The following is a 26,208-nucleotide window of genomic DNA, read 5'->3' as shown; positions in this document are numbered from 1 at the left end:
GATGTCAGCCGCGGTGTTGAAGCAGGGCGTCATAGGTACGCTGGAAGCGGGCTTTTTCCGTCTCGTTCAGCGGCAGCAGCGGACGATGCGCCGGTCCGACCGGCAGGCCGGCCAGTTCGCAGCCGTACTTGATGTACTGGCAGAACTTGCCACCCTGCTCCAGCAGGTTGAGCATCGGCAGCAGGCGGGCGGCCAGTTCGCGGCCGGCGACGAAGTCCTGCTCGACGACGCAGGCCTGGTACAGCGCCACATGCTCCGGCGCCAGGAAGTTGGAAGCCCCCGCCACCCAGCTGCGCGCCCCCCAGACGAAGAACTCCAGCACCTGGTCGTCCATGCCGCAGCTCAGCTGAAGCTGGTCGGCGTGATCGTTGGCCAGGGCATGCATCCGCTCGATCGAGCCGGTGCTCTCCTTGATCGCCTGGACATTCGGGTGATCACGCAACGCCTCGATCAACTCGAGCGTCATTGGCACACCAGTGCGGTCGGGGAAGTTGTAGAGCATGATCGGCATGTCGAGGGCATCATCGACACACCGGATATGGGTCAGCAGCTCGTCCTGGGCCGGCTGGCAGTAGTAGGGCGCCGCTACCAGGATGGCGTCGAAGCCGGCCGCCTTGGCATGCTGGCCAAGCTCCAGGCTGTCCTCGGTCGTGGTGGCATTGATGCCCGCCATGATCGGGATACGGCCCTTGGCATGGCCTGCCACAGAGTCGAAGACCTGCTTGCGCTCTTCCTTGCTGAGGGCATAGTATTCGCCGGTCGTGCCGCCGATGATCAAGCCATGTACCCCCTGGTCGATCAGCGTGTCGACCACCTTCCTCAGCGTGTCGAGCTGAATGGAGCCGTCCTGAGCGAAAGGGGTTATGACGGGTGTCCAGATACCATCGAAGTTCATGAAGTCACCTTGTGATTGTTTGCTGGAGGATGGGTCGGTAAAACGATGGTAAGCGGGCAGCTTCGCCACGGAAAAGCAACATTTAATCCCGGCAAATCATGACCAGATGTTATGGTCATACCTTCGTAGAACAGCGGCGTGCGGTGCCGACAGGTCGATGTGGAATGCTTGCTCCCTACGATAAGTCAGGCTCAAGACGTCAGGGCTAGCGCTGCCTGCGGAACTTCGCCGGGGCGACGTGAAAGAACTGGCGGAAGCAATGACGGAAGTGGGTAAGGCTGGTAAAGCCACTGGCTACCGCAATATCGGCAATGGACTTGTTGGTCTGCTGCAGTAATTGCCGAGCATAAGTCACGCGGAGCTCAAGGTAGTAGCGGGACGGGGAGGCATCGACATAACGACTGAAGAGCCGTTCGAGTTGACGACGGGAGATGTTGACCCAGCGGGCTATTTCGTCCACCGAAAGAGGTTCGTCGATATTGTTATGCATCAGCTCCAGTGCCAGTTTCAGGGCTTGCGGCAGGGTAGGATCACGATCGAGGCTCAGGACGGAAACATCCATGACCTCTTGAGCCTTGTCACAATTGAGTATTTCCTCGATTGCATCGACAAAGCTCGGGTCATGATCACGTCTCAGCCAGTCCAGCATCATGGAAAGCGAGCTATTGGCACCGGCGCAGCTGATCCGTTTCCTGTCCAGCACATAGGAGTGCCGGGACAGGCGTACGCCGGGAAATGACTCGAGCAGCATGGCCCGGGAGTCGGGATGTATTGCACAGTCATGGCCGTCCAGCACTCTCGCCTCGGCAAGAAAGAAGGAACCGTTCCACAGCCCTCCCAGGGTCGTGCCTGTGGCATCGAAGCAGCGTAGCGTTGAGCGGATCGATGGCGAGCTCTGCAAGCGCACACGGAAACCACCGCACATGATTAGCAGGTCCAGCCGTTGCTCCTGAAGCGCCGGTAGCTGGCAATCCGTCGAGATGGCGGTGCCCAGATCGCTGACGACCAGATCGCTCGTTGCACCGACCACCAGTACCTCGACCAGCGGCTCCCGAGTCATCAGGTTGGCGGTTACCAGGGCATCCACCGCTCCGGCGAAGGCCATCAAGGAGAAGTTATCCAGGAGCACGAACGCCACTCGTCGCAGCGGAGGACAGGACCTGGAATCCTCCTCTGCGTTGAGGTGTGCCATGTTCTTGCGTTTCAACAAGCTCTTGAAGGAGGTGTGCATCATGTCACTCCAGGGGGCCCGGCAACCTTGCATGCCAAGCATGCATCAAGGGTTGAGGGCGAATTGCGGCTGTTGTCCGGCGTCGCTTTTGGATAACCTGAAAGATGCGGGTGCGGCGTCTTTTCCATGACCGTAGTCTAGGTTCCGGCCGATTATCGCCGGCATCGACTTTTTTTTCAGGATGTTGATAACTTTTTATTATGACAACACACACCGATCCCGATCAGAGGCTGCTCAAGATGCCATCGCTGCGCGCGGTGAGATCCTTCGTGGCGGCGGCCAAGTATCAGAATTTCACCCGAGCCGCCGAGGCACTGTGCGTCACCCAGGCGGCGATCAGCCGGCAGATCCGTGAACTCGAGAGCTACCTAGGCACGGACCTGTTCAAGCGTGTCGGGCGTTCGGTCGAGCTGACCACCGCCGGCTCCATCTTCTTCGATGCGGCTCAGCTCTCCTTCATCAACATCGCCCAGGCGGCGGATCGCATCCGCAAGGACCACGGCACCAGCGCCAGGCGCCCCCTGACGCTGTGCTGTTCCCCGGCCTTCTCGGCGCTGTGGATGGCGCAACGCCTGCCGAGCTTCTTCAGCGCCAACCCCGATATCGACCTCAATCTGGTCACCACCCAGAACTTCCTCTCCATGGAGCCGGGGGTCTATCCCGATATCTTCATCACCAAGATGTCGCGGGTGCGGGACGGCTACGTCAGCCTGCCGCTGTTCCATGATGTGATCTATCCGGTGTGCACGCCGGACTATCTCGAGGCATACCCCGAGATCCGGACCCTCGAGGGACTGCGAGACGGGGTCCTGCTGAACCTGAGCCCCTACGGTCGCTCCCAGGTCGCCGAGCATGTGGACTGGGGGGTCTGGCTGGCCATCCATGATATCGACATCGAGAGCCGTTCCCGGGACAGCCTTCATTACTTCAATGCCAACGACTACAACATGTTGGTGCAGATGGTACTCAATGACCAGGGCGTGGCCCTGGGCTGGGATCACCTTATCGGACCGCTGGTCGACCAGGGCCGACTGGTCAGGCCGGTCGAGCTGGAGGTCGTACTGGAGGACACGCGCCATTACCTGGCCTACCGCGAGGACAAGGAGGAGGACGAGGCACTGGGCCGCTTCCGGGAATGGTTCATGGACCAAAACGGCGTGCCGACAGCCACCTGAGGCCTTTAGGTTCTGTCCGGCAGGTGATTGCGCCAGGCGCCGGACCCTCATGTCATCCTGGCTGCTTGGCATGCCCTGACCGAGCCACTCGGTAGATCGCTGGCCAGGGGGTCAATAGAGCCGGAACGACTGGTGCTCCGGGTGCCCCTGCTGCTGCTGGATCACCTTGCGGTAGCGCTTGTACTCCCACTGGTACTGGGCCGGGTCGAGGGCGATGGCGGCCTCAACGCAGGCGTTGACGCCGGTGGCGGAGATGGTCTCGTCGGTGGCGTAGACGCGCTCGTCGGCGGCCAGGAAGTGCAGCGCGAAGCCGCGGCCGGGCAGGCGCCTGGCCACGCCGGTGACCACCCGCGCCTCGGTACGGGCGACCAGCTTGGGCAGCAGGGTGGCGGTATAGGCCGGTCGGTCGAAGAAGGGGGCGAAGACGCCGCTGCCCCAGGAGGGCTCCTGGTCGGGCAGGATGCCGATGGCCTCGCAGCGCTTGAGCGCCTTGAGCAGGGCCGCCACGCCGCGGGGGTTGGTCGGCACCAGGCGCGCCCCCATGCGCTCGCGCCCCCGGCGGGTCACGGCGTCGAGCTCGGCGATCTTGGGTGGCTCGTACATGGCGGTGAAGGGGAAGTGGCCCGAGAGCCAGAAGTTGAGCACCTCCCAGTTGCCGAAGTGCGGCGCCAGCACGATCACTCCACGCCCCTCGGCGCGGGCACCGTCGAGGAGTTCGCGGCCGTGGACCTCGAGGATCGAGGCCTCGACCCGCGCGGGCTCGGCCATCCAGGCGAAACCCAGCTCGAGCATGGTGGCGGTGGAGTGCACCAGGCTCTCCCGGGCGAGGTGGCGCCGGGTCGCCTCGTCGTGACCCGGGTAGACCTGGGCGAGATTGATCTCGGTGACCTCGCGCTCGCGCCGGCTGCAGCGGTGCACCAGCGGGCCGCCCAGGCGGGACAGCCGCCACAGCGTCGACAGGCGTCGGCCGGCCAGCGTGCGCCACAGGGTGGCGATGGCGCGGGACTGGGCGTTGCTGGAACGGGACTCCGGTACGGTCATGGTCAGACCAGCCAGGTATCCACGTTGTCCGGGGCGCGCTGTTCCTGTAGCCCCTTGATGCCCTTGACGCAGCGGATGACCAGCCAGACCACGGCGGCGAGCCAGGTGACGAAGCCGATCAGCACCAGGGTCAGCACGGCGGACACGGTGAAGTACAGCACCGCCAGCCAGAAGGTGCGGATCTGGTAGCGGTAGTGCTCGTCGAGCCAGCTTGGCCCCCTGCCGCGGTAGACATAGGCGATCACCACCCCGACCAGCGCGGTCAGGCCGCCGGTCACGATGCCGGCCAGATGCAGGGCGTAGACCACGATGGGCATGGTGGTGTCGGGCGAGCCACCCTGTTCGGCGACGACCCGGTCGCGGAGGGGATCGTCGTGGTGCGGGTTATCGTTCATGGCGCTTCCGTGATGCGGACATGTCAGGCGCCCATGATACCGGCCGCCGGCGACAATGCCACCGGCCGGTGCCGTCAGTCGGACGAGGACTTCCGGGGGCGACTGATCTCCAGCAGGTTGCCGTCGGGGTCGCGCAGGTAGAGGGATTCGATCTCGCCGGTGGCGCCCTGGCGGGGCACCGGGCCGAGCTCGATCTCCACGTCGAGCGCTTCCAGGTGACGCTTCACCTCGTCCAGCGGCAGCAGGCTGCGCAGGCAGAGGTCGAGGCTGCCGGGGGTGGGAGTGGCCGCCTTGGGACTCACGTCGGTGTCGGTCCAGTGCAGGCGCAACGCCAGGTCGCCGAGCACCAGGTCGACACGGTCGCGGTCGCGGTAGCGCACGTCGAGTCCCAGCACCCGGGAGTAGAAGTCCACGGCGCGGGAAATGTCGGTCACGGTGATGACCAGGTGGTCCAGACCTGACAGCATTCACATCTCCTTGGAAGATTGTACTGGCACAGAGGATACGATGATGCAGACTTGCCCGCTATGCGCATCTCGCGATACGCGCCACTACCACCGCGATGCCCGGCGCGACTACCGCCAGTGTGCCCGGTGCGAGCTGGTCTTCGTGCCGCCGGCAAGCCGCCTGGCCCCGGCGGCCGAGCGGGCGGTCTACGACCAGCATCGGAACTCCCCCGACGACCCCGGCTATCGCCGCTTCCTGTCGCGGCTGTTCGATCCGCTGCGCGAGTGCCTGCCTCCCGGGGCCCGAGGGCTCGACTTCGGTGCCGGCCCCGGGCCGACCCTGTCGGTGATGTTCGAGGAGGCCGGTCACCCCATGGCGATCTATGACCCCTTCTATGCCCCCGACAGGGCAGTGCTCGAGCGACGCTACGATTTCATCACCGCCACCGAGGTGGTCGAGCACCTCTTCGAGCCCGGCCGCGAACTCGAGCGGCTGGCCGCCATGCTCCCCGCGGGCGGCTGGCTGGGGCTGATGACCAAGCGGGTCGCCTCGCGGGAGGCGTTCGCCGGCTGGCACTACATCCTCGACCCCACCCATGTGGTGTTCTTCAGCGAGGCGAGCTTCGCGTGGCTGGCCGGCCACCTGGGCATGAGCGTCGAGTTTCCCGCCGCCGACGTGGCACTGCTGCAGAAGCGATAAATTACACTGAATTCCCGGTCGTTCGCCGGGCAAGATTCCGGGGCTGGCGGGTGTCACCCACAAAGCGATTGACTTGGCGATGGGCAGGCGTATGATTCGCGCGCTCCGGTGCTGCGTCGGCATCCTCGGGGGCCGCCGACCCCTGACCTCCGACAAGGTGCCGTCCGGCATTTTCTGCCACGCTTCTCTCTCGTTTCACCTGCTGCTGTGAGGCCCGTTCATGTCGCGGCAACTGCTGGTCATGGCCCTGGCGCCCCTGCTGGGGCTCTTCATCCTCGGGATCGGCAACGGTTTCCTGGCGACCCTGATCACCCTGCGCCTGGACGCCGCCGGCGAGTCGCCGGTGGTGATCGGCTGGGTGTCGTCGGCCTATTTCATCGGCCTGGCGCTGGGCGCCATGTTCAACGACCGGCTGCTGCTGCGCATCGGCCATATCCGCGCCTACGGCAGCTTCGCCTCGCTGGTGGCGGTCACGGTGCTGCTGCAGGGGCTGTTCTTCGAGCCCTGGGCCTGGTTCGTGCTGCGCCTGATCGGCGGCTGGGCCACCGTGGGGGTCTACCTGGTGATCGAGAGCTGGCTGCTCACCGCCGGCGACCAGAAGGTCCGCGGACGCCTGCTGGCGCTCTACATGATCTCGCTCTATGCCGCCGGGGCGATCGGTCAACTGCTGCTGGGGGTGACCGATGCCATGGGCGTGACGGCCCCCTTCATGGTGATCGGCCTGCTCGCCTCGCTGTCGGTGCTGCCGATGGCGATGATCCCGCGGGTCTCGCCGCTGATCGAGCACGCCGAGCCGCTCTCGCCGATGCGGTTGATCACCCTGACGCCCACCGGCGTGATGGGCAGCTTCGGCTCGGGGCTCGCCGTGGCCGCGGTCTACTCCCTGCTGCCGCTCTACCTGCAGCGCGTTGGCCTGACGGTGAGCCAGATCGGCCAGATGATGGCGGTGGTGGTGCTCGGTGCCATGCTGCTGCAGTACCCCATCGGCCGCTGGTCCGACCGCCACGACCGCCAACTGGTGCTGATCCTGATCGGGGCCTTCTGTACCCTGATCTCCGCCGGCATGCTGTGGCTGCCGCTCAACCCCTGGGTGCTCGCCGGCCTGCTGTTCCTGCTCGGCGGCGGCGTCTTCGCCCTCTACCCGGTGTCGGTGAGCCACGCCGCCGACCGTGCCCCGGCCGGTGCCCTGGTGCGCATGAGCCAGGGCCTGCTGCTGATCAACGCCATCGGCTCCACCGTCAGCCCGCCGATGATCTCGCCGGTCATGGCGACGCTGGGCGATGCCGGGCTGTTCTGGGCCTTCGGTGCCCTGGGGCTCTTCCTGGTGGGTTTCTTCGCCTGGCGGCGCAGCGTGCGCCCGGCGCCGGTGCCGGTGGCGCCGTTCTCGCCCACCACACCGATGTCGTCGGTGGGCGCCGAGCTCGCCGTCACCGAGGAACTGGTGCAGGGCGCCATCGAGCACGAGCACATGGAGGATCTCTCCGACGCCGTGCCCGAGGTGGAGGTGGCCGAGCCGCTGGTGGGCCCGCCAGCCGCCGACGAGACGCATGTCGTCTACTACGATGATGACGAGCCCGAGGAGGAGGCGTCATCCAACGCCGAGCTGCAGGAATCCCGGGGCTGAGGGCTCTCTGGTGGCTGGTTGCCAGCGCAGGGAGACCCTATGGGGTCATACCCTGAGGCCTCCCCAGAAACATTTCAGCATTATCAATGTGTTGGGCATGGCTGGGTAGCAGGCTGCCAGCGCTGCCGGTCCCTATGGGGTCAGACCCCGGCGGCGTCGAATCCGCTCGCAAGACGCACCATGACGGGCTTCGCGACTTGGCTGGGGTCTGACCCCATAGGGGCATGCCTCGGCGCCTTTTGTGGCGAAGGTGCCGCCATTGACGAGACATTCGTGGGTAGGCGCCCGGGTTTGAGCCCGCAGCTTGGATGCTTCTAGGACCTAGGGATAATGGTTAACGAAAAGTAGTGAATATACTATCTCCGTTATCATTTTTCCCTGAGGTGCCTTCATGTTCCCTTTCGCCGCCCCCGTCCGCGACTTCCGCTTCGTGCTGGAGGAGCTGCTCGAACACGGCTCGCTCTCGCTTCCCGGCTTCGAGGAGGCCAGCCCCGACCTGGTCGAGGCGGTGCTGGAAGAGGCCGCCAGGCTGGCGAACGATGTGTGGGCACCGCTCAACGCCAGCGGCGACGCCCAGGGCTGCCAACTGAAGGAGGGCCGCGTACAGCTTCCTGATGGCTTTATCGAGGCCTACCGGGCCTACGTCGAGGGCGGCTGGAACGGCATCGGCGTCAGCGAGGCGCTGGGCGGCCAGGGCCTGCCCGAGGTGGTGGCCAGCGCCGTGCAGGAGATGCTCCACGGCGCCAACATGGCGCTGGGCCTGTGCCCCATGCTCACCGCCGGCGCCATCGAGGCGCTGGCCCATCACGGCAGCGACGAGCAGAAGGCCCTTTACCTGCCGCGGTTGGTCGAGGGCAGCTGGACCGGCACCATGAACCTCACCGAACCCCAGGCCGGCTCCGATCTCTCCCGGGTACGCACCCGCGCCGTGCCCTGCAGTGCAGAGCCGGGACGGTATCGACTCTTCGGGCAAAAGATCTTTATCACCTGGGGCGAGCACGCCGCCGCCGAGAACATCATTCACCTGGTGCTGGCGCGCACCCCGGACGCCCCCGAGGGCAACAGGGGCATCTCGCTGTTCCTGGTGCCGAAGTACTTGGAGCCTGAGTCCCTGGTGGGCGCCGATGGCTCACTCGGTGAGCGCAACGACGTGGTCTGCGCCTCCATCGAGCACAAGCTCGGCATCCACGGCTCGCCCACCTGCACCTTGAGCTTCGGCGAGCACGACGGCGCCATCGGCTACCTGGTGGGCGAGGAGGGGCGCGGGCTCAACCACATGTTCACCATGATGAACGAGGCGCGCCACAAGGTCGGCGTGCAGGGCATCGGGGTGGCCGAGCGCGCCTGTCAGCACGCCTTCGCCTACGCCCTGGATCGTGTGCAGGGCCGCAGCCCGAAGGCCCGCGGCGCCGGCGACTGCACGATCAGCGACCACCTGGACGTGCGCCGCATGCTGCTCTCGATGCGCGCCCGCACCGACGCCCTGCGGGCGCTGGCGCTCTACTGCGCCGCCCAGCTCGACGTGGCCCGTCACGCTGCCGGCGACGCCGAGCGCCGGGCCGCCCAGGCGCGGGTCGAGGTGCTGATCCCGGTGGTCAAGGCGTTCTCCACCGACCAGGCCGTGGAGATCGCCTCCCTGGGTATCCAGGTGCACGGCGGCATGGGCTATATCGAGGAGGCCGGCGCCGCCCAGCTGCTGCGCGATGCCCGTATCGCGCCCATCTACGAGGGCACCAACGGCATCCAGGCCCTCGACCTGGCCGGGCGCAAGCTGCAGCGCGACGGCGGCGCTGCGCTCATGAGCCTGATCGACGACGTGGAGGCCACCGCCCAGGCGCTGGCGGCCAGCCCCGAGCTAGCCAGCCTCGGCGAGAGCCTGGCCGCCGGCGCCGCCGACCTGCGCGCCGCCCTGGTCCTGGTGCTGGAGCAGGGCGCCGATCCCGAGTTCGGCCCCGATGCCGTCCAGGCCTACGCCACCCCCTTCCTGGCCCTCGCCGGCCATGTGCTGTGCGCCTGGCAGATGGGCCGCACCGCACTCAAGGCCCGCGCCGCCCTCGACGCCGGCAGCGATGATCCCTTCTACACCGCCAAGCTGCAGAGCGCCGACTTCGCCCTTCGCCACTGGCTGCCGGTAGGCCGCGCCAACCGCGCGGTGATCGAGGCCGGCATGGCCAGCCTCGCCGCCTTCGATGCCGCCGTCCACTGAGTCCGGCCGCTGTTCGCGCCTTCGCCATGCGGTGATCGAAGGCCACGCAGGAGGGCGATATGCTTGACCGGCTGACGAATACTGTCCCGCGAGGCGGGGCCGAACGATACGCAACAGGAGAGTGCAAATGAGCCAACAATCGATCGGCGTGGTCGGCGCCGGCACCATGGGGCAGGGCATCGCCCAGGTGCTGGTGTCCAGTGGCTTCGACGTCCAGCTCTACGACGTCGCCGACGAGCAGCTGACGCGCGCCCGCGGCGCCATCGACAAGGGCCTCGGCAAGCTGGTCGCCAAGGAGAAGCTCGCCGAGGCCGACAAGGACGCCGCCCTGGCGCGCCTGTCGACCAGCACCGCGCTGGACGCCCTGCGCGACTGCGAGGTGATCATCGAGGCCGCCCCCGAGCAGCCGGCGCTGAAGGAGAAGCTGTTCCGCGACCTCAGCCACCTGACCCACGATGCGATACTCGCCTCCAACACCTCGTCGCTGTCGCTGACCCGGCTCGCCGCAGTGTGCGAGCGCCCCGAACGGGTGGTGGGCATGCACTTCTTCAACCCGGTGCCGGTGCTGGGGCTGGTCGAGGTGATCCGCGCCGAGCAGACCAGTGACGCCACCGTGGCACGCATCGAGAGCCTGGCCCGTGACCTGGGCAAGACCGCCGTGGCCATCGCCGACTCCCCCGGGTTTGCCGTCAACCGCCTGCTGGTGCCGATGATCAACGAGGCCGCCTTCCTGCTCCAGGAGGGGGCCGCGACCCCGGCGGACATCGACCAGTCGATGAAACTGGGCGCCGCCCACCCCATGGGCCCGCTGGCGCTCGCCGACCTGATCGGCCTGGACGTCTGCCTGGCGATCATGGAGGTGCTGCAGGAAGGCTTCGGCGATCCCAAGTATCGCCCCTGCCCGCTGCTCAAGCGCATGGTTGCCGCCGGCTACCTGGGCCGGAAGACCGGCCGTGGCTTCCACGTTTACGGATGAATGGCTCGGGGCTTTTCCGGCGACAGGTCTACGAGGAGGCGCTGTGAATACTTCCCTGTACGCTACCGACGCCCTGCTGCGCTCTCGCGTCCCGCTTCGCTTGCAGGGCCGGTGCTGGCCATCCATGGCCAGCCCGTTCGGAGGAATCCTCCTCACCCCTGGCGTAGGACCTCCTCTACGACCTGTCCCCGGCGCCCCTTGCGTACGTAGCTAAGATTGCCCTTACCGACAAAAGAGGGGATTGCCGCCCAACCTAGCGTTCGCTAGGGTGGGTCGGTATCCCTTTCGACAAGAACGCTGTTAGCAAGACCAGGAGCCACCATGAGCGACAAACTGATCGAGGTCGTCGACAACGCCGGCGTCGTCCGCCTGACTATCACCCGCCCCAAGGCGCTGAATGCCCTCAACAGCGCCGTGATCGATGAGCTAGAAGCGGTACTGAGCGACCTGGAGAAGCGCGATGACCTGCGCGCCGTGCTGATCACCGGTGACGGCGAGAAGTCCTTCGTCGCCGGTGCCGATATCGCCGAGATGCGCGACAAGACCCCGGAGCAGGCCCGTGCCTTCGCCAGCCAGGCGCTGCGTACCCTCAAGCGCCTGGAGACCCTGCCGGTGCCGGTCGTCGCCCTGGTCAACGGCTTCTGCCTTGGCGGCGGCTGCGAACTGGCACTAGCCTGCGACTGGGCCGTGGCCAGCGACAATGCCATCTTCGGCCAGCCCGAGGTGCTGCTCGGCGTCATCCCCGGCTTCGGCGGCACCCAGCGGCTGCCGCGCCGCGTCGGCCCCGCCATGGCGCTCGACCTGGTCACCACCGGCCGCAAGATCGATGCCCAGGAGGCCTTGCGCATCGGCCTGGTCAACCGGGTGATGCCCCAGGCCGAGCTCGAGGCCTATGCCGAGGAACTCACCAAGCAGCTCGGCGGCAATGGCCCGGCGGCGGTGCGCAGCGCCAAGCAGGCGGTGCACGACGGCATGGACCAGGACCTCGACAGCGCGCTCGCGCTGGAGACCAGCCTGTTCGCCTTCTGTTTCGCTGGCGAGGAGCAGAGCGAGGGCATGAGCGCCTTCGTCGAGAAGCGCAAGCCCAACTTCTGAGCATCGACGGCAGTGGCGTGCTAGCTGGCCGGGGCCTTGGTGCCCCGGCCGTTGCGTATCAGGAGGGTGGCGCCTCGTGCGAGTTCCGCGGGGGTATCGATATCGCGGCAGACGCCGGGATCCTCGACGGCGATCTCCCGATAGCGGTCGCGATGCCGGCGGATGACGTCTCGAGCGCCATCGTCGCCGTTCAGGGCCGCGAGTTCGGGCCAGAAGTCGCGGCCGAAGAATACCGGGTGGCCGGGGTGGCCGGCGTAACTAGGCCGCAGGATACGCGAGCGGTCGGCCTGGCTGCTCAAGGTCGCAAGGGGCGTCACGGCAATATCCGGCATATCCCCCAGCAGGATGGCGGCGGCCCCGGTATCGGCCAGGGCGTCGTCGCCGGCGATGGCGGCGATGGCATCGGCCAGGCTTGCTCCCAGCCCGCGCTCGGCCCGGGGGGCGCGGAGGAGGGGCGTCTCCCGGGGCAGGCCCAGGGCGGCCGGGTCGTCCTCCTCGCGCAGCACCACGCGCAGCAGGGGAAAGGCCTCCTGCGCCCGGGTCACCGTGTCGGCCAGCAGCCGTCGGCCATCCGGCAGGCGGGCAATGCGCTTGTCGGCGGCGCCGAAGCGGCGCGAATAGCCGGCGGCCAGTACGACTGCCACGATGGGCACCGAGAGGGGCGTCTCAGAGGGCATCGCGCGACCTGCCACGCTGCATGCGGACGATATCGGCCATCACCGCGAGTGCGATCTCGGCGGGCGTCTTGCTGCCCAGGTCCAGGCCGATCGGCATATGCAGGCGGGCGATATTGGCCTCACTCAGGCCACCGGAGCGGCGCAACCGCTCGGCACGCGCCTCGGAGGTGCGCCGCGAGCCCATCACCCCGATATAGAAGGCCGGGGTGCGCACCGCCTCGATCATCGCCAGGTCGTCGATGCGCGGGTCGTGGGTGAGGGCCACCACGGCGGTGGCCGCGTGGCAGGCACCCGAGGCAATGAACTGCGAGGGCAGCACCGCCTGGACCTCCACGCCGGGCACCGCGAAGTCGCGGTGGACCTCCTCGCGGGGGTCGCAGACGATCACCTCGAAGCCCAGCGCCTGGGCGAACTGCACGCAGTACTGGCTGACCGGCGAGATCCCGGCGACGATCAGTCGGGCCGCAGGCGCAATGCGCATCTGCACCGTGCCCCGCTCGCCGTCGCGGACCACCCGCGGCCCCGGTCCCGGGTCGTCGAGGAAATGGTGCACGCCGCTCGCCAGGTCGACGCAGCGCATCAGCCGGCGTCGCCCGAGCAGGGTGGCGTGCACAACCTCGAGGTGCACCAAGGTGGGGGAGTCCGGCGGCAATCGCTCGATGAGCACCTCCAGGACACCGCCGCAGGGCAGCGCGACCCTCGCCCCCTGGGGCGCGTCGGGATCCCCGTAGCGCAGCACGGTTACCGGGCGGTCGAACTCGCCGTCGCAAAGCCGCGCGAGGAAGTCCTCCTCGACGCAGCCCCCCGATAGCGAGCCGACATGCCGGCCGTCCCCTCGTGCCACCAGCCAGGAGCCGGGCTCGCGGGGCGAGGAGCCGAAGGTCGCGAGCACCGTGCACAGCCACACCGTCTCGCCCTCGCGCGCCCAGGCCAGCGCCCGTTCGATGACCTGCAAGTCCAGGTGCTGCATGGTCAGCTCACCAACTGGTCGCCGATCGGCAGGCGGCGGATGCGCTTGCCGGTGGCGGCGAAGATCGCGTTGCACAGTGCTGGCGTCACCGGGGGTACGCCGGGCTCGCCGACGCCGCCCATGGGTGCCTCGGAGCTGTCGTTGATCAGATGCACGCGTGTCACGCGGGGCGCCTGGGGCATACGCGGAATCAGGTACTGATGGAAGTTGTCCTGCTCGATGCGTCCCTCGCTGACCGTGATCTCGCTGTGCAGGGCGTTGCCGATGCCCATGACGCAAGCCCCCTCCATCTGGGCGCGGATGCGCTCGGGATTCACCTGGGGGCCGCAATCGAAGGCGATATCGGCGCTGTGGATGGTGAGCCCGCCGTCACCGTCGACTTCCACGTCGAACACCACCGCGGTGTAGGAGACGAAGCTGTGGTGCACCGCCAGCCCCAGGCCACGTCCCTCGGGCAGGTCGCGTCCCCAGCCGGCCTCCTCGGTGGCCTTCTCGACCACGGCGCGCAGGCGGCCGATATCGACGGGGTAGCGTTCGGGGTCCTCGCCGTAGTTCCAGCCCTCGTTGATCTCCCGAGGATCGATCTGCCGCGCGGGACCCAGCAGTTCCAGTAGGTAGTCGCGGTGGTCGCGGCCCGCCGCCTCGGCCATTTCGGCGACGAAGCTCTGGATGGCGAAGGCGTGCGGCAGGTTGTAGACGGCGCGGTACCAGCCGATGCGCACGTGTGCCGCGGCCTCGGGGTTCTCCAGGCTCATGGCGGGAATATCGAAGGGCGTCGCGGTGAAGCCCATGCCGAGCTCGAAATCCACCTTGTGCTTGGGGTCGGGTCCGAACAGCGAGCCGATGCTCGGCGAGAGGGTGCGGTGGCGCCAGGCGAGCGCCTTGCCGTCCCCATCCAGGCCCGCCTCCAGGCGGTCCACCGACACCGCGTGGAAATAGTCATGCTGGATATCGTCCTCGCGCGTCCACTGGACCCGCACGGGACGCCCCTCGAACTCGCCGGCCAGGCTGGCGGCCTCGAGCACGAAGTCAGGCTTGGACTTGCGGCCGAAGCCGCCGCCCAGCAGGGTCACGTTGACGGTGACATCCTCGGGCTCGAGGCCCAGGCGCCCGGCCACACCATCCCGGGCGGCCTGGGGGGACTGCACCGGTGCCCAGATCTCCGCCTTGCCGTCCGCCAGGCGGGCGAGGGCGGCGGGTGGCTCCATCGTCGCATGGGCCAGGTGCGGCATGTAGTAGGTGGCCTCGAGACGGGTTTCGGCGTCGGCCAGGGCCGCCTCGATATCGCCCTGCTCGCGGATCACCCGGCCGGGCGACCGGGCGGCTTCCTCCAGTGCCTCGCGATAGGCCGTCGAGTCGTAGCCGGCGTTGTCGCCGGCGCTCTCGGTGTCCCACTCGATCTCCAGGGCATCGCGCCCCTGGATGGCCGCCCAGGTGTTCTCGGCGACCACCGCCACGCCGCCCAGCGGCGCGAAGCCGGCCGGCTGCACGGCGCCGTCGATCTCCACCACCCGGACCACCCCGGGGACCTCCAGGGCCGCGCTGTCGTCGACGCTGGCCAGGGTGGCGCCGTAGACCGGTGGCCTGGCGATCACCGCGTAGAGCATGTCGTCGAGCATCACGTCGGCGCCATAGACCGCGCGGCCGGTGACGATATCCTCCCCGTCGATGGCCAGGGGGCGATCGGTCTTTACATTCTCGCGACCGATGTAGCGCCACTCGTCCCGCGACTTGAGCCGGAGGGTGTCACGCTCGGGCACCGGCAGCTGACTGGCCGCCGCGGCCAGCGCGCCGAGGCCGAGCTCACGACCGCTGGGCGCATGGATCACCACATGCACCCCGGCACGGCACTCCTCGACCGGGACCTCCCACTGCTCGGCGGCGGCCTGTTCCAGCATGGTCCGCGCCGCCGCGGCGGCGCGCCGCATGGGATCGAACCAGTGGCGCATGCTGCGCGAGCCGTCGGTATCCTGATTGCCGTAGCGCTCTTCGTGGCCGATCGCCTGCTCGACCCGGACCCGATCCCAGTCGGCGCCGAGCTCGTCGGCGACTACCATCACCAGGCTGGTGCGAATGCCCTGACCCATTTCGGCACGGTGATTGACGACGGTGACCGTGCCGTCCTCGTCGATGCGGATGAAGACGTTGGGGTCGTCGACCCAGCCGTGGGGCATGCCGTCCGCCCCGTAGCTGGCTTCTTCCTCGTCCTGGGCCAGGGAAAGATCCCAGCGGGCGGCGAGCACCAGGGCGCCGCTCGCGGCGAGCCCCTTGAGGAAGTGGCGACGGCTGACATTGGCCAGTAGCAGCGTGTCACGATAGGTGCTCATGCCTGCTCCTCCCCGTGGGCGGCGGCCCGATGAATGGCCTGACGAATGCGGTTGTAGGTGCCGCAGCGGCACAGATTGCCGGCCATGGCGTCCAGGATCCGCTCGTCGTCCGGGTCCGGCGTCTGCTTGAGCAGCGCCGTGGCGCTCATGATCTGCCCGCCCTGGCAGTAACCGCACTGCGCCACGCCGAGATCCAGCCAGGCCTGCTGGACGCGGCTTCCGACCTCGTCGTCGCCGATGGCCTCGAGAGTGGTGATCGCCCGCCCCTGGGCCTGGGCGACGGGGGTGACGCAGGAGCGCACCGCCTCGCCATCCAGGTGAACCGTGCAGGCGCCGCACTGCGCCATGCCGCAGCCGAACTTGGTACCGGTAAGCCCGACGACGTCGCGCAGGGCCCAGAGCAGCGGCATCTGCTCCGGCACATCCAGCTCGTGATCCTCACCGTTGATCGTCAGGGTAACCATGCTCCCTCTCCTGTCTTGTTGTCACGGCGCACCTATCCAAGAGTAGACGCTAAGCCCCGGGAGCGTCCTTCAGCGAGGCCCTATCGATCACGCGGTGCTTGAACACCGGGTTGAAGCCCCCGACGGCCGGCCCGGTGAGGTTGAGCAGTCCAGACAGGACATGGGGGCCGCCATCTTTCAGCGCAGCGTGCTGCACCGGCCCGGTATCGAGCATGAAGTCGCAGGTCTCGGCCACGGCGATGGGGGAGGCAGCGCTGCTCGCCGGCGAGCAATTCGCCATCAGCGCAGCGGGCTGACCCCCTGCCCGGCGAGTTCCGGGAAGTCGTCATGCATCGTCAGCGGCTCGATATTGCGGCGCGTGCCGAGGAACTCGGGCCGCGGGGCGGGCGCGGCATAGGGCTCGACCAGGATGTTGTCCACGCTGTTGTAGACGAAGAACAGGTTGGAGCGCGGCCAGGGTGACATGTTCTCGTTCGAGGCGTGCAGCGTATTGCACTCGAACAACAGCAGCGACCCGGCCGGTCCCTTGGGCGCCTGAATACCACCGTTCTCGGCAAGCATGGCCAAGGCGTCCTGATCCGGCACCCCCAGCCGTTGCGCCTTGAGGGACTCCGTCCAGTTCATTTCCGGCGTTTCCCCCACGCAGGGGACGAACAGGCGGTGAGAGCCGGGGATCAGCATCAGCGGACCATTGAATTCGTTGTTGTCGGTCAGCATCAGCGAGGCGCTCACGGCCCGCATCCGTGGCATGCCGTCTTCCGAGTGCCAGGTCTCGAAGTCCGAATGCCAGTCGAAGCCGCTACCCTGGAAGCCGTACTTGTCATTGATGCGTGACTGGTGAATGTAGACCTCGCTGCCCAGCAACTGCCGCACCATCCCCAGGATGCGCGGGTCCCGGGTCAGTCGGTCGAAGAGCTCCGAGATTTCGTGCATGCCGAACACGGAGCGGATGGCACCGCTGTTGGGGTCCTGGATGACCTGCTCGGAGCGCATCAGCTCCTCGTCGTTGGCCATCTCCCTGAGTTCCGCGAAGAAGGGGTCGATACGATCCTTGGAGAAGAAACCCTCGAACCATAGAAAGCCGTCTCTCTCGTAACGCGAGAGCGCCACTTCATCCAGAGGCCCCTCCCAGCGCCGCTGGTTGCGAGCATGCACGATCGGGTCCAGCCTTCTGAATGGCTCGCGGTACTCCTTCACGCGAGTCGGATAGGGGTCCAGGCGAGTGATCATGGGAAAACCTCCTCATGGTGTCTGCAATGCCCCCCTTGAATATCCAGTAAGCAAGTTTTTACTGATTCACCGATGGTTCGCTCGTGGTCGGGACGAGACCCGTACCTCCGTCACGGCGAAGGACTCGACCGGTGGCTCGATCAAGGACGCCCCCGCCCGTGTGGATGATTTCGGGGTGGGGGCGCGTGAGTTCAAGTTCGTTGGCCCGAACCGGGCCGATCAGGCCGTTGGTGACGAGCGTCCTTGTCGCAGCCGTTCCACCAGTGCCTGCATGCGCGCGACATGGCTGCCGTGCCAGTAGACCTGGCCGCAGCTATCGCACTGCAGGAAACGCTCGACATAGCGCCTCGTCAGGGGCTCGAGGCGTTCGAGGACCTCTGCCTTGTCGACCGGTTCCAGCCGGCCGTTGCAGCGCGTGCAGCGGGTGAAGGGGGCGAAGGCCCCATGAAGGTCGAAGGTGTTGCAGACCTCCTCGACCTGCCGCCAGGGATCGTCGGCACGCACGAAGTGGGCCAGGGAGATGCGCTTGCGCTTGAGCAGCGGGCGGTCGCGGGTGAGCAGGATGCGCTGCTCCTCGTCGGCGCAGGCGGCCAGTTCGCCGTCGGTGACGTCGTTGCGGTAGCGGCAGTCGAAACCGAGCAGGCGCAGGTAGCGGGCCAGCCTGCCCAGATGGGCATCCAGTACGAAACGAGGCTCGGCCGGTGGCCGCGGCCGCAGGTGCCGGGGCGACTCGACCGGCGCGGCCAGCGACCAGGGGTAGACCTCGACCCGATCGCCGTCGCGCAGGATGGCCTCGAAGCCCACTGAAGCCCCATCGATCAGGATGACGTCGACCTCGGTGTGCGGCACCCCCAGGGACTCGATCACGTCCTTGATGGCGGCCCGGCGCTCGAACGCATGGCCGAAGGTCCTGCCGCGCCTCTCCCGCGGCAGGAAGTCGTTCAACTCGGCATGGAAACGGAAAGTGGCGTCGGCCATGGCGTGCCCCCGGCTGACTGCTAGTTTACGACACTTCCCGCCGGCCCGGCCGAACCATCCGGGTGGCGATGGCCGTGCCGGGCAGGGGGATCGGCAGTGCCGCCCCCATGCCCATGCGCACCAGGATCAGCGGCACGGGCTCGAACTCGGGCACCGCCCCCGCATGAAGATGAAGGACACGCCCCACAGCGAGGAGAGCAGGATCGGGCCAAAACCGGTTACCCTGAGATGCCGGGCCCGCGTTGATACCGCGGCTGGCGCTGCTGGCTCAGTGACATACGCTTACATGCGTGGGCGAGTGTATCCACGAATGGCGGATCATAGGGGTGCAGGAGATTGTTATAAATACCAGGAATAAAGAGGTCGGCTCGCCATGGAATCCGTTGTCCGCAACATCTTGAAGATGAGACGTCGATACCTCGATACGACACCTAGTTCGGTGAAGCATGTGAGGAACGTCGGCGTCTTGGGGGTGTTGTTGATGCTGGGGAGCCTGGTGGTCTATTTCACCGGTGGAACTGCCTACGCCTATCCTTACCTGATGATGATTCCGGTGCTGCTCGGCGCCGCCTGGTATCTGCTGCCCGGGGGGCTGATCGTGGCCCTGGTCGCCGGCATGCTGATGGCGTTCATGCCGCTGCATGTGGATGCCGGCACTGCCCAGTCGTCGGCCAATTGGCTGATGCGTGCCGTGATGTTTCTGCTCCTGGGCGGGGTGGCCGGCTGGTTGTTCCAGTCGCGACGCCAGGCGACCGAAGAGCGTATCGCCGTGGCCCGCGTCGATCCCCGGTCGGGGTTTCCCAATATGGTCGCCCTGGAGGAGGATCTCCTCGAGAGCCTGCGTCATCGGAAGGAGGGGAAGTCGGTGGGGCTGATGCTGGTCAGGATCACCGATATCACGGACGTCATGGAAGCCATGGGGATGGATGCGTCCGATGAACTGATTCTCGCCATGGGGGAGCGCCTGCGACATGCGATTCGTGGGGGAGCGACGGCCTACCGATTCAGCAACGCCGAGCTGGCACTCATTGTCAGCGATATCGTGCCGGATGACCTGACACGCATAGCGGGGCGCCTGACGGAGATCGGGGAGGAGAGCCTGCAGATACAGCAGGTGCCCATTCGCGTGCAGTTGGTGATGGGCAGTAGCGTTGCATCAGAAGAAGAAGGCTCACCCGAGACCTTGATTCATGAGGCGAGAATCGCCATGTTCGCCGCCATTGAAAGGCGGCTTTCCCACAGCCGTTATTCTCCCGCCTTCCAGCGGCGCACGGTCCACGCCATACAGTTGATCGCCCGGGTGAGGAAAGGCCTGGCAGAGGGCGAGTTCGAACTGCACTATCAACCCAAGATTCGCCTCGCCGATGGTCGGGTGTGCGGCTGCGAGGGGTTGATTCGCTGGCGTGGCAGCGACGGCGGCCTGATCCCGCCGGGGATGTTCATGCCCAAGGTCGAGAGCACGACCCTGATCTCGCCGGTCACTCGCTTCGTTGTCGAGCAGGCTTGCCGATTCGCGGAACATGAAACGGGGCAGGGCGAGGTGAGCATCAACCTCTCGGTGCATAACCTGTACGACGAGGAACTGCTGCAGGTCATCCGAAAGCTCGTCGAACGGCTCGGCTCGCGGGCACACACCCTGGAAGTGGAGATCACCGAAAGCGCCTTGATCGGTGACCTGGAGGCGGCGCGCCAGGCCATTCAACGAATGCGTGATTTTGGCGTGGGCGTGAGTATCGACGATTTCGGCACCGGCTTCGCGTCTTTCGAATACCTGCGCCACCTGCCGATCACGGGCCTCAAGATCGATCGCGCCTTCGTCGTTGGTCTGGAAGAGGACAAGCGGGCGCGCGACCTGATGGCTTGCATGATCAACGTGGGCCACGCCCTGGAGCTGGTGGTGACCGCCGAAGGGGTGGAAACCGCCGGACAGCATGAGTGTCTGCGTGAGCTGGGCTGTGACCAGGCGCAGGGGTTCTATTTTTCGCCGGCCCTTCCCGCATCGGAATACCGTGAGTGGTGCCAGGGGTACGCTGCTCGGCAACGGCTGAGCCTCGACCCCTCCTGACAGGGAGGGCGGTCAGCGGCGCCAGCCGCGGCGCAGGCGCCGTGCCGTGGCCTGCCAGAAGCCGGTCGATGACATGGCGCAGGGAGCGGCCAGTACCTCGATGGCCTGCTGCAGCGGCAGAAGGATGGCGTCCAGGTGCTGGTGGCAGAGCTTGCTGTTCAGCCCGCCCGGGCACTGGGCGAGCAGCAGGCCGCAATGGTAGTAGGCGGCGTCCAGCGCCTGCCGGGCATCGCCAAGGTAGCCACCCTGGTCGCGGCAGGCGCGCAGCTCCCGTGACAGCATCATGAGCAGATTGGTGTCGAGCCAGCAGGGCAGGCTGTCGCTCTCCCTGCCGGCCATGGAGCGCTTGATCGCCTGGAAGGAGACGTGCAGAAAGACGGCGGTGTAATACACCTTGGAGCGTTCTGCGTTCATGGCGACGTGGGCTCGACAGGATGGATTTGTTAACGAGAATCACTCTCGATAGTAGGCAAGCCGGGAAGACCCTGTCAAACCCCGCCCCGCCATGCGGCGCTGCCGATGACCAGCCAGCCGTCGCCATCGACGTTTGCCGGTATGCCGATGCCTTCGTCGGTTGTGAGCGTCGTGGTGCCGGTCGCCAATGGTGGCGGGCTTGTCAGCGAGTCGTCGGGTCCTGTGGCTGTTCGAGCCGCGGTTCTGGTATCTTTGGCACCATGATGTTGGCTGATGGAGAGACGATGACCACGGAGTTGAGCGAGTTCGAGCAGAACATGCGTCGCGAGATCGACGCTTTCCTGAAACCCGGGAAGGGGAGAGAGTCGAAGCCCCTGGCACCGGTGGCCAAGCCGGCCCGGGAGCCTGGCCGGGTCAGGCAGCCGGCCGGATCCCACCGGACCGGGCACGTCATCAAGCTGGCGGTGCGCAAGAAGCAGCTCGAGATGGACACCGTCTTCGAGCATGTCTCGTCCAGTATCTCCAAGCTCGAAGCACAGCTGGAAGCCGAGAAGGCCGCCAGGCAGGCAGGCTACCCCATCATCGGCTATGTCATCGAGACCCGGCGGCTGTAGGAGCGCATTACCGGGGTGCCCCGGGGCCATGGGGCGTTCGGCTGTGGTGGTTAAGGCGAGCTGCCTGGCGCTCATCACGGCCGAAGTTTTACGGATTTTTTAGAGTCAGGCGTGGTTCGATAGCTTCCTTGGTGCCCTGTCCGGCCTGCGGTGGCGGGGCAGGGGTGTCCGCCCTTGGCGTGATCACGAAGACAGGGGGCGATCGTGCCCGCGATGAATTCGCTGTTCCTGCGTGTGGGGGCCCGTGTCCAGGACTGGGCCCCGGTATTGAAGGTGTTGTCGGTACTCTGGCTGGTGCTGGCCCTGTTCATGGTGCTGCCCTGGGCGGTGCTGGTGATCGAGGGGGAGCCCGACGCCATGGCGTTCGGCCTGTCGATTGCCATCGTGCTGGCCGCGGTGGCGCTGACCTGGCTGGCCACGATGAACGTGAGTGTCGAACTCAAGCCGTGGCAGATGTTCGTGCTCACCACCCTGAGCTGGGTCACCATCAGCGGGTTTGCCAGCCTGCCGTTGGTGCTGGCGGCATCCCGGCTCTCCGTAACCAATGCGGTGTTCGAGTCGGTATCGGCGATCACCACCACCGGTTCGACGATTCTGGTGGGCATCGAGTTTCTGTCCGATGGCCTCAAGCTGTGGCGCGGCATCATGCAGTGGCTCGGTGGCATCGGCATCATCGTCATGGGCATCGCCATCCTGCCATTCCTCAAGGTGGGCGGCATGCGCCTGTTCCATACCGAGTCCTCGGACTGGTCGGACAAGGTGATGCCGCGCACCGGCGGCATCGCCAAGGCGACCCTCGGCATCTACTGCGGTTTCACCTTCACGGCCATGCTCGCCTACTGGCTCGGCGGCATGGCGCCGCTGGATGCCGTGGTGCACGGCATGACCTCGCTGGCCACCGGCGGTTTCGCCAACTCCGATGCCTCCTTCGGCGCCTACGCCGACAGTCCCCACCTGCTCTGGATGGGCAGCCTCTTCATGCTCGCCGGGGCCTTGCCCTTCGTGCTCTATATCCGGTTCCTGCGTGGCTCCCACCTGGCGCTATGGCACGATCAACAGGTGCAGGGGCTGCTGCTACTGCTCGCGGTGGTGATCCTCTTGCTGACCGGCTGGCGGATGTGGCTGGGGACGCCGCCCTTCGAGGCGCTGACCCATGTCGCCTTCAACGTCATTTCCGTCGTCACCACCACCGGCTATGCGTCGGACGACTACAGCGCCTGGGGGGCACTGGCCTTCGTGGCCTTCTTCTACCTGACCTTCGTCGGCGGCTGCAGTGGCTCCACCAGCGGCGGCATGAAGATCTTCCGCTTCCAGGTGGCGGTGATCCTGCTGCGCAACCAGCTGCGCTTCCTGATCCATGCCCATGGGATCTTCGCCTCGCGCTACAACAATCAGCCACTGACCGACGACGTCACCCGCGGCGTGGTGGCCTTCTCGTTCTTCTTCTTCCTCACCATCGCCGGGCTGGCGCTGGGCCTGGCCATGATGGGGCTGGACTTCACCACGGCCCTCTCCGGGGCCGCCACGGCCGTGGCCAACGTCGGTCCGGGGCTGGGCGATATCATCGGCCCCGCCGGCAACTTCGCGTCGCTGCCGGATGCCGCCAAATGGCTGCTGTGCGTGGGCATGCTGCTGGGGCGGCTCGAGATCCTCACCGTGCTGGTATTGCTGACGCCGATGTTCTGGCGCAAGTAGGCTGACGAATGCCCCGACCTCGAGGACGACCGGATCGATGAACGAAGCTCCCGAGCCACCCCCCGCCAGTGACCTGCCGTCGGCAGCAGCGCCGGGCGCTGTCGAGCAAGTTCGACGGACGTCGGCGAAAGGCGTGCGCTTGCTGGTGGCACTCAGCGGCGGCAGCGAGGATGCCGCCCTGGTGCGCACCGCCCATCGCCTGGCCGAGCGCGACGGCGTGCGCTGGAGGGCGATACACGTGGACAACGGCCGCGACGACCCCGAGCGTCGCCTGGGGCTGGAAAAGGGCTTCGCCATGGCGCACCGGCTGGGCGGCGAGACCCGTGTGCTCCAGGGGCAGGACAGGGCCGCGGAGCTACTCGACTATGCCCGCGAGCATCGCATTGCCACCCTGCTGGTGGGCTGTTCCCGCCCCTCTGGCTGGCGTGTCTGGCGCCGTACCCTCGCCGAGCAGTTGTTGCGCCAGGGCGGGACCTTCGACCTGGTGGTGGCGGCGGAGGCCCGGCGGCGCCCGCGGTTCCAGCCTCGACGTACCTGGCAGCCCCTGCGCTTGCGTGAGCCGGCGATGGCGCTGCTCAGCACCTTGGGCGCCGTGACCGTGGCCGGGGTGCTGGACTCCTGGCTGGAGCTGGCCAACCTGTCGCTGGTGTTCCTCGCCGCGGTGCTGGTCAGTGCCACCCTGGCCGGCACGCGGGCGGCGATGCTCAGTGCCGCGCTCGGCTTCCTGGCCTTCAACTTCTTCTTCACCCAGCCGCGCTTCTCCCTGGCCATCGTCGAGCACGGGCAGCTGCTCACCGTGGTCTTCTTCCTGCTGGTGGCGGTGGTGGTCGGCCAACTCGCCGGCAGCGGGCGACGCCGGTTGCTGGCGCTGCGCTCCAGCCGGGAGCAGACCCACCGGCTGCTGACCTATGCCCGCGCCTTGTCGGCTGCCACCGACCGGGACCAGGTGGGCGATATCGGTGTCACGTCGCTGGAGCGCTGGCTGGGCGTTCCGGTGGTGCTGCTCGACCGGGATGAGGAGGGCGCCGACCTGACGATCCGCCACGCGGCCCCGCCCGGCATGACCCTGGACGCGGGGGCGCTGACGGCGGCGGGCTGGAGCTGGCAGCATCGCCAGCCCAGTGGCATCGGCACCGAGAACCTGCCCGAACAGCAATGGCGGCTGTTGCCCCTGGTGGAGCAGGGGCGAGTGCTGGGCATCGTGGGCCTGAAGCTGGCGGTACGCGAGACGCCTCCGGGGCCCGACCAGGAGGCGCTGATCGAGGCGCTGTCCAGCCAACTGACCATGGCCCTGGAGCGTACCCGCCTGGTCGGCGAGCTGGGCGCGGCGCGCCTCTCCGAGGAGAACGAGCGGCTGCGTTCGGCCCTGCTGTCCTCGGTCTCCCACGATCTGCGCACGCCGTTGGCGTCGATCATCGGCTCGGCCAGCTCGCTGCGTGAACTCGAGCCGCAGCTGAGCCTGCAGGACCGGCGCGAGCTGCTCGAAGGCATCCTGAGCGAGAGCGAGCGACTCAACCGCTACATCCAGAACCTGCTGGACATGACGCGCCTGGGGCACGGCAGCCTCAAGATCGAGCGCGACTGGATCTCGCTGGATGACCTGGTGGCGGCCGCCTTGCGGCGGCTGGAGCCCTCCCTGGAGGGCGTGGAGGTCGAGCGTGACTGGCCCGAGGAGCTGCCGCTGCTGCACGTGCACCCCGCCTTGATCGAACAGGCCCTGGTCAACGTGATCGACAATGCCGTGCGCTTCTCGCCACCGGGCGGCAGGGTCGGCATCCACGCCCGACTCGACGCCGCGGAGCGGCAACTCGAGATCAGGGTGACGGACCAGGGCCCGGGCATCGCCCCCGAGCTCCGCGAGGCGGTATTCGACATGTTCTTCACCGGCGGCGAGGGCGATCGCAGCCGCTACGGCACCGGCCTCGGCCTGGCCATCTGCCGTGGCATGCTCGGCGCCCATGGGGGCGGCATCGATGCGAAACCCGGCCCCGGCGGCATCGGCACCAGTATCGTGATGCACCTGCCCCTGCCGGCAGACGAAGAGGGGGACCCCGATGATGACTGAGCGCCGACGGGTGCTGATCGTCGACGACGAGCCGCAGATTCGCCGCTTCCTGCGTATCAGCCTGGTCTCCCAGGGGTTCGAGGTGCTCGAGGCCGCGACCGGTGCCGAAGGGGTGTCGCGTGGCCTGGACGAGGCGCCCGACCTGGTGCTGCTGGACCTGGGGCTCCCCGACATGGACGGCCAGGCGGTGCTGGATTCGCTGCGCTCCCGCAGCTCGGTCCCGGTGATCGTGGTCTCGGTGCGCGGGCACGAGGCCGAGAAGGTACGAGCCCTGGACACCGGCGCCAACGACTATGTCACCAAGCCGTTCGGCATCCAGGAGCTGCTGGCGCGGGTGCGCTCGCTGCTGCGCCACCACGGGGGAGCCCGTGATGACCCGGCGGCATTGCGCTATCGCCGCGCCGGCCTGGTCATCGATCTCGACGCCCGGCGGGTCAGCCTCGACGACGAGCCGGTGCACCTGACACCGAAGGAGTATGCCGTGCTGGAGCGCCTGGTGAGGCACGCCGGGCGTGTCGTGACCCAGACCCAGTTGCTGCGCGAGGTGTGGGGGCCGACCCATGCCCACGACACCCACTACCTGCGCATCGTGGTCAGCAAGCTGCGCCACAAGCTCGGCGACGACCCCCAGGCGCCGTACCTGCTGCAGACCGAGGCGGGGATCGGCTATCGCCTGCTGGCGGAGCCCGACCCGCCCGGGTGACGACCGGCCGGGCGGGCATTCACACTCGACGCGAGACGAACCCTTCATGGAGTCGGCGATATGAAGATCATCATTCTCGGCGCCGGCCAGGTCGGCGGCACCCTGGCCGAACACCTGGCCCGCGAGGAGAACGACATCACGGTGGTGGACACCGACGGCGAGCGGCTGCGCGAGCTGCATACCCGGCTCGACATCCGCACCGTGGTGGGGCGGGGCTCCTAT

At 67.1% G+C, this 26,208-nt stretch carries 26 protein-coding genes; 12 read left to right on the top strand and 14 right to left on the bottom strand.

Features of this window, described 5'->3' with window-relative positions; all coding sequences use genetic code 11:
* Positions 1-4 precede the first annotated feature (4 nt).
* Positions 5-895, bottom strand: a complete 891-nt coding sequence (gene dapA / locus CR157_RS21315) for a 4-hydroxy-tetrahydrodipicolinate synthase (protein ID WP_110285529.1) — start codon at positions 893-895, stop codon at positions 5-7.
* A 205-nt stretch (positions 896-1,100) separates the two neighbouring features.
* Positions 1,101-2,129, bottom strand: a complete 1,029-nt coding sequence (locus CR157_RS21310) for a GlxA family transcriptional regulator (protein ID WP_258364258.1) — start codon at positions 2,127-2,129, stop codon at positions 1,101-1,103.
* Positions 2,130-2,365: 236 nt separating this feature from the next.
* On the opposite strand from CR157_RS21310, the gene CR157_RS21305 reads away from it, so the two are divergent.
* Positions 2,366-3,301: a LysR substrate-binding domain-containing protein gene (locus CR157_RS21305; protein ID WP_258364257.1), complete on the top strand. Its 936-nt coding sequence runs from the start codon at positions 2,366-2,368 to the stop codon at positions 3,299-3,301.
* 111 nt (positions 3,302-3,412) lie between these two features.
* Here CR157_RS21305 and CR157_RS21300 read toward each other — a convergent pair whose 3' ends face one another.
* The 3 genes from CR157_RS21300 to CR157_RS21290 form a co-directional block, all read right to left on the bottom strand.
* A complete protein-coding gene (locus CR157_RS21300) occupies positions 3,413-4,342 on the bottom strand; it encodes a lysophospholipid acyltransferase family protein (protein ID WP_110285527.1) in 930 nt (309 codons plus the stop codon).
* A gap of 2 nt (positions 4,343-4,344) precedes the next feature.
* A complete protein-coding gene (locus tag CR157_RS21295; RefSeq protein ID WP_110285526.1) occupies positions 4,345-4,737 on the bottom strand; it encodes a DUF4870 family protein in 393 nt (130 codons plus the stop codon).
* A 74-nt stretch (positions 4,738-4,811) separates the two neighbouring features.
* Entirely contained in the window at positions 4,812-5,204 is a 393-nt protein-coding gene (locus tag CR157_RS21290) for a VOC family protein (protein WP_110285525.1), read from the bottom strand.
* Between the two features lie 40 nt (positions 5,205-5,244).
* Here CR157_RS21290 and CR157_RS21285 point away from each other — a divergent pair, with 40 nt between their 5' ends.
* From CR157_RS21285 to CR157_RS21265, 5 genes are all read left to right on the top strand, one after another.
* Entirely contained in the window at positions 5,245-5,883 is a 639-nt protein-coding gene (locus CR157_RS21285) for a class I SAM-dependent methyltransferase (RefSeq protein ID WP_110285524.1), read from the top strand.
* A gap of 220 nt (positions 5,884-6,103) precedes the next feature.
* Positions 6,104-7,507, top strand: coding sequence for an MFS transporter (locus CR157_RS21280; RefSeq protein ID WP_110285523.1), 1,404 nt, complete (start codon positions 6,104-6,106; stop codon positions 7,505-7,507).
* Between the two features lie 391 nt (positions 7,508-7,898).
* Positions 7,899-9,713, top strand: a complete 1,815-nt coding sequence (locus CR157_RS21275; protein WP_110285522.1) for an acyl-CoA dehydrogenase — start codon at positions 7,899-7,901, stop codon at positions 9,711-9,713.
* A gap of 127 nt (positions 9,714-9,840) precedes the next feature.
* Entirely contained in the window at positions 9,841-10,689 is an 849-nt protein-coding gene (locus CR157_RS21270; RefSeq protein ID WP_110285521.1) for a 3-hydroxybutyryl-CoA dehydrogenase, read from the top strand.
* Between the two features lie 321 nt (positions 10,690-11,010).
* Positions 11,011-11,784 (top strand): enoyl-CoA hydratase-related protein, encoded by a 774-nt coding sequence (locus tag CR157_RS21265; protein ID WP_110285520.1) that lies wholly within the window; start codon positions 11,011-11,013, stop codon positions 11,782-11,784.
* Positions 11,785-11,804: 20 nt separating this feature from the next.
* Here CR157_RS21265 and CR157_RS21260 read toward each other — a convergent pair whose 3' ends face one another.
* The 8 genes from CR157_RS21260 to CR157_RS23155 all read right to left on the bottom strand — a co-directional run bounded on the left by CR157_RS21260 (position 11,805) and on the right by CR157_RS23155 (position 18,584).
* Positions 11,805-12,428, bottom strand: coding sequence for a nucleotidyltransferase family protein (locus CR157_RS21260; RefSeq protein ID WP_258364256.1), 624 nt, complete (start codon positions 12,426-12,428; stop codon positions 11,805-11,807).
* A 22-nt stretch (positions 12,429-12,450) separates the two neighbouring features.
* On the bottom strand, positions 12,451-13,431 hold the full coding sequence (locus CR157_RS21255; RefSeq protein WP_110285518.1) for an XdhC family protein: 981 nt from the start codon (positions 13,429-13,431) through the stop codon (positions 12,451-12,453).
* A 2-nt stretch (positions 13,432-13,433) separates the two neighbouring features.
* Positions 13,434-15,758 (bottom strand): molybdopterin cofactor-binding domain-containing protein, encoded by a 2,325-nt coding sequence (locus CR157_RS21250; protein WP_110285517.1) that lies wholly within the window; start codon positions 15,756-15,758, stop codon positions 13,434-13,436.
* A complete protein-coding gene (locus CR157_RS21245) occupies positions 15,755-16,222 on the bottom strand; it encodes a (2Fe-2S)-binding protein (protein ID WP_110285516.1) in 468 nt (155 codons plus the stop codon). Before CR157_RS21245 ends, CR157_RS21250 begins: the two co-directional genes overlap by 4 nt.
* Before the next feature lie 49 nt (positions 16,223-16,271).
* Positions 16,272-16,502 carry a hypothetical protein gene (locus CR157_RS21240; protein ID WP_110285515.1) on the bottom strand — a complete coding sequence of 77 codons (231 nt, stop codon included), beginning with the start codon at positions 16,500-16,502 and terminating at the stop codon, positions 16,272-16,274.
* A complete protein-coding gene (thpD, locus tag CR157_RS21235) occupies positions 16,502-17,452 on the bottom strand; it encodes an ectoine hydroxylase (protein WP_110285514.1) in 951 nt (316 codons plus the stop codon). The genes CR157_RS21240 and thpD overlap by 1 nt, the downstream gene beginning before the upstream one ends.
* A gap of 219 nt (positions 17,453-17,671) precedes the next feature.
* Positions 17,672-18,430, bottom strand: coding sequence for a Mut7-C RNAse domain-containing protein (locus CR157_RS21230; protein WP_110285513.1), 759 nt, complete (start codon positions 18,428-18,430; stop codon positions 17,672-17,674).
* Between the two features lie 25 nt (positions 18,431-18,455).
* Positions 18,456-18,584, bottom strand: coding sequence for a hypothetical protein (locus CR157_RS23155; protein ID WP_258364255.1), 129 nt, complete (start codon positions 18,582-18,584; stop codon positions 18,456-18,458).
* Positions 18,585-18,869: 285 nt separating this feature from the next.
* Between CR157_RS23155 and CR157_RS21220 the strand changes: the two genes are divergently transcribed.
* Positions 18,870-20,495: a putative bifunctional diguanylate cyclase/phosphodiesterase gene (locus CR157_RS21220; protein ID WP_181422139.1), complete on the top strand. Its 1,626-nt coding sequence runs from the start codon at positions 18,870-18,872 to the stop codon at positions 20,493-20,495.
* 12 nt (positions 20,496-20,507) lie between these two features.
* Here the strand turns inward: CR157_RS21220 and CR157_RS21215 are convergent, their stop codons facing one another.
* Positions 20,508-20,909, bottom strand: coding sequence for a hypothetical protein (locus CR157_RS21215; protein ID WP_181422138.1), 402 nt, complete (start codon positions 20,907-20,909; stop codon positions 20,508-20,510).
* Between the two features lie 284 nt (positions 20,910-21,193).
* Between CR157_RS21215 and CR157_RS21210 the strand changes: the two genes are divergently transcribed.
* The 5 genes from CR157_RS21210 to CR157_RS23145 form a co-directional block, all read left to right on the top strand.
* Positions 21,194-21,523, top strand: a complete 330-nt coding sequence (locus tag CR157_RS21210) for a hypothetical protein (RefSeq protein WP_110285511.1) — start codon at positions 21,194-21,196, stop codon at positions 21,521-21,523.
* Positions 21,524-21,736: 213 nt separating this feature from the next.
* Complete coding sequence (gene trkI / locus CR157_RS21205) at positions 21,737-23,218, top strand: Trk system potassium transporter TrkI (protein WP_110285510.1); 1,482 nt, start codon at positions 21,737-21,739, stop codon at positions 23,216-23,218.
* Positions 23,219-23,255: 37 nt separating this feature from the next.
* Entirely contained in the window at positions 23,256-25,283 is a 2,028-nt protein-coding gene (locus CR157_RS23150) for an ATP-binding protein (protein WP_110285509.1), read from the top strand.
* On the top strand, positions 25,273-25,986 hold the full coding sequence (locus CR157_RS21195; RefSeq protein WP_219999985.1) for a response regulator transcription factor: 714 nt from the start codon (positions 25,273-25,275) through the stop codon (positions 25,984-25,986). Before CR157_RS23150 ends, CR157_RS21195 begins: the two co-directional genes overlap by 11 nt.
* Before the next feature lie 60 nt (positions 25,987-26,046).
* Positions 26,047-26,208, top strand: a 162-nt coding sequence (locus CR157_RS23145) for an NAD-binding protein (protein WP_258364265.1), incomplete at its 3' end; no start/stop codon positions are given.

Origin of the sequence: Halomonas sp. LBP4, from assembly GCF_003202205.1 — a bacterium.
In the GTDB taxonomy this organism is placed as follows: domain Bacteria; phylum Pseudomonadota; class Gammaproteobacteria; order Pseudomonadales; family Halomonadaceae; genus Halomonas; species Halomonas flagellata.
Note: the sequence above shows the minus strand (reverse complement) of the source record. Positions and strands in the feature narration are given on the sequence as shown.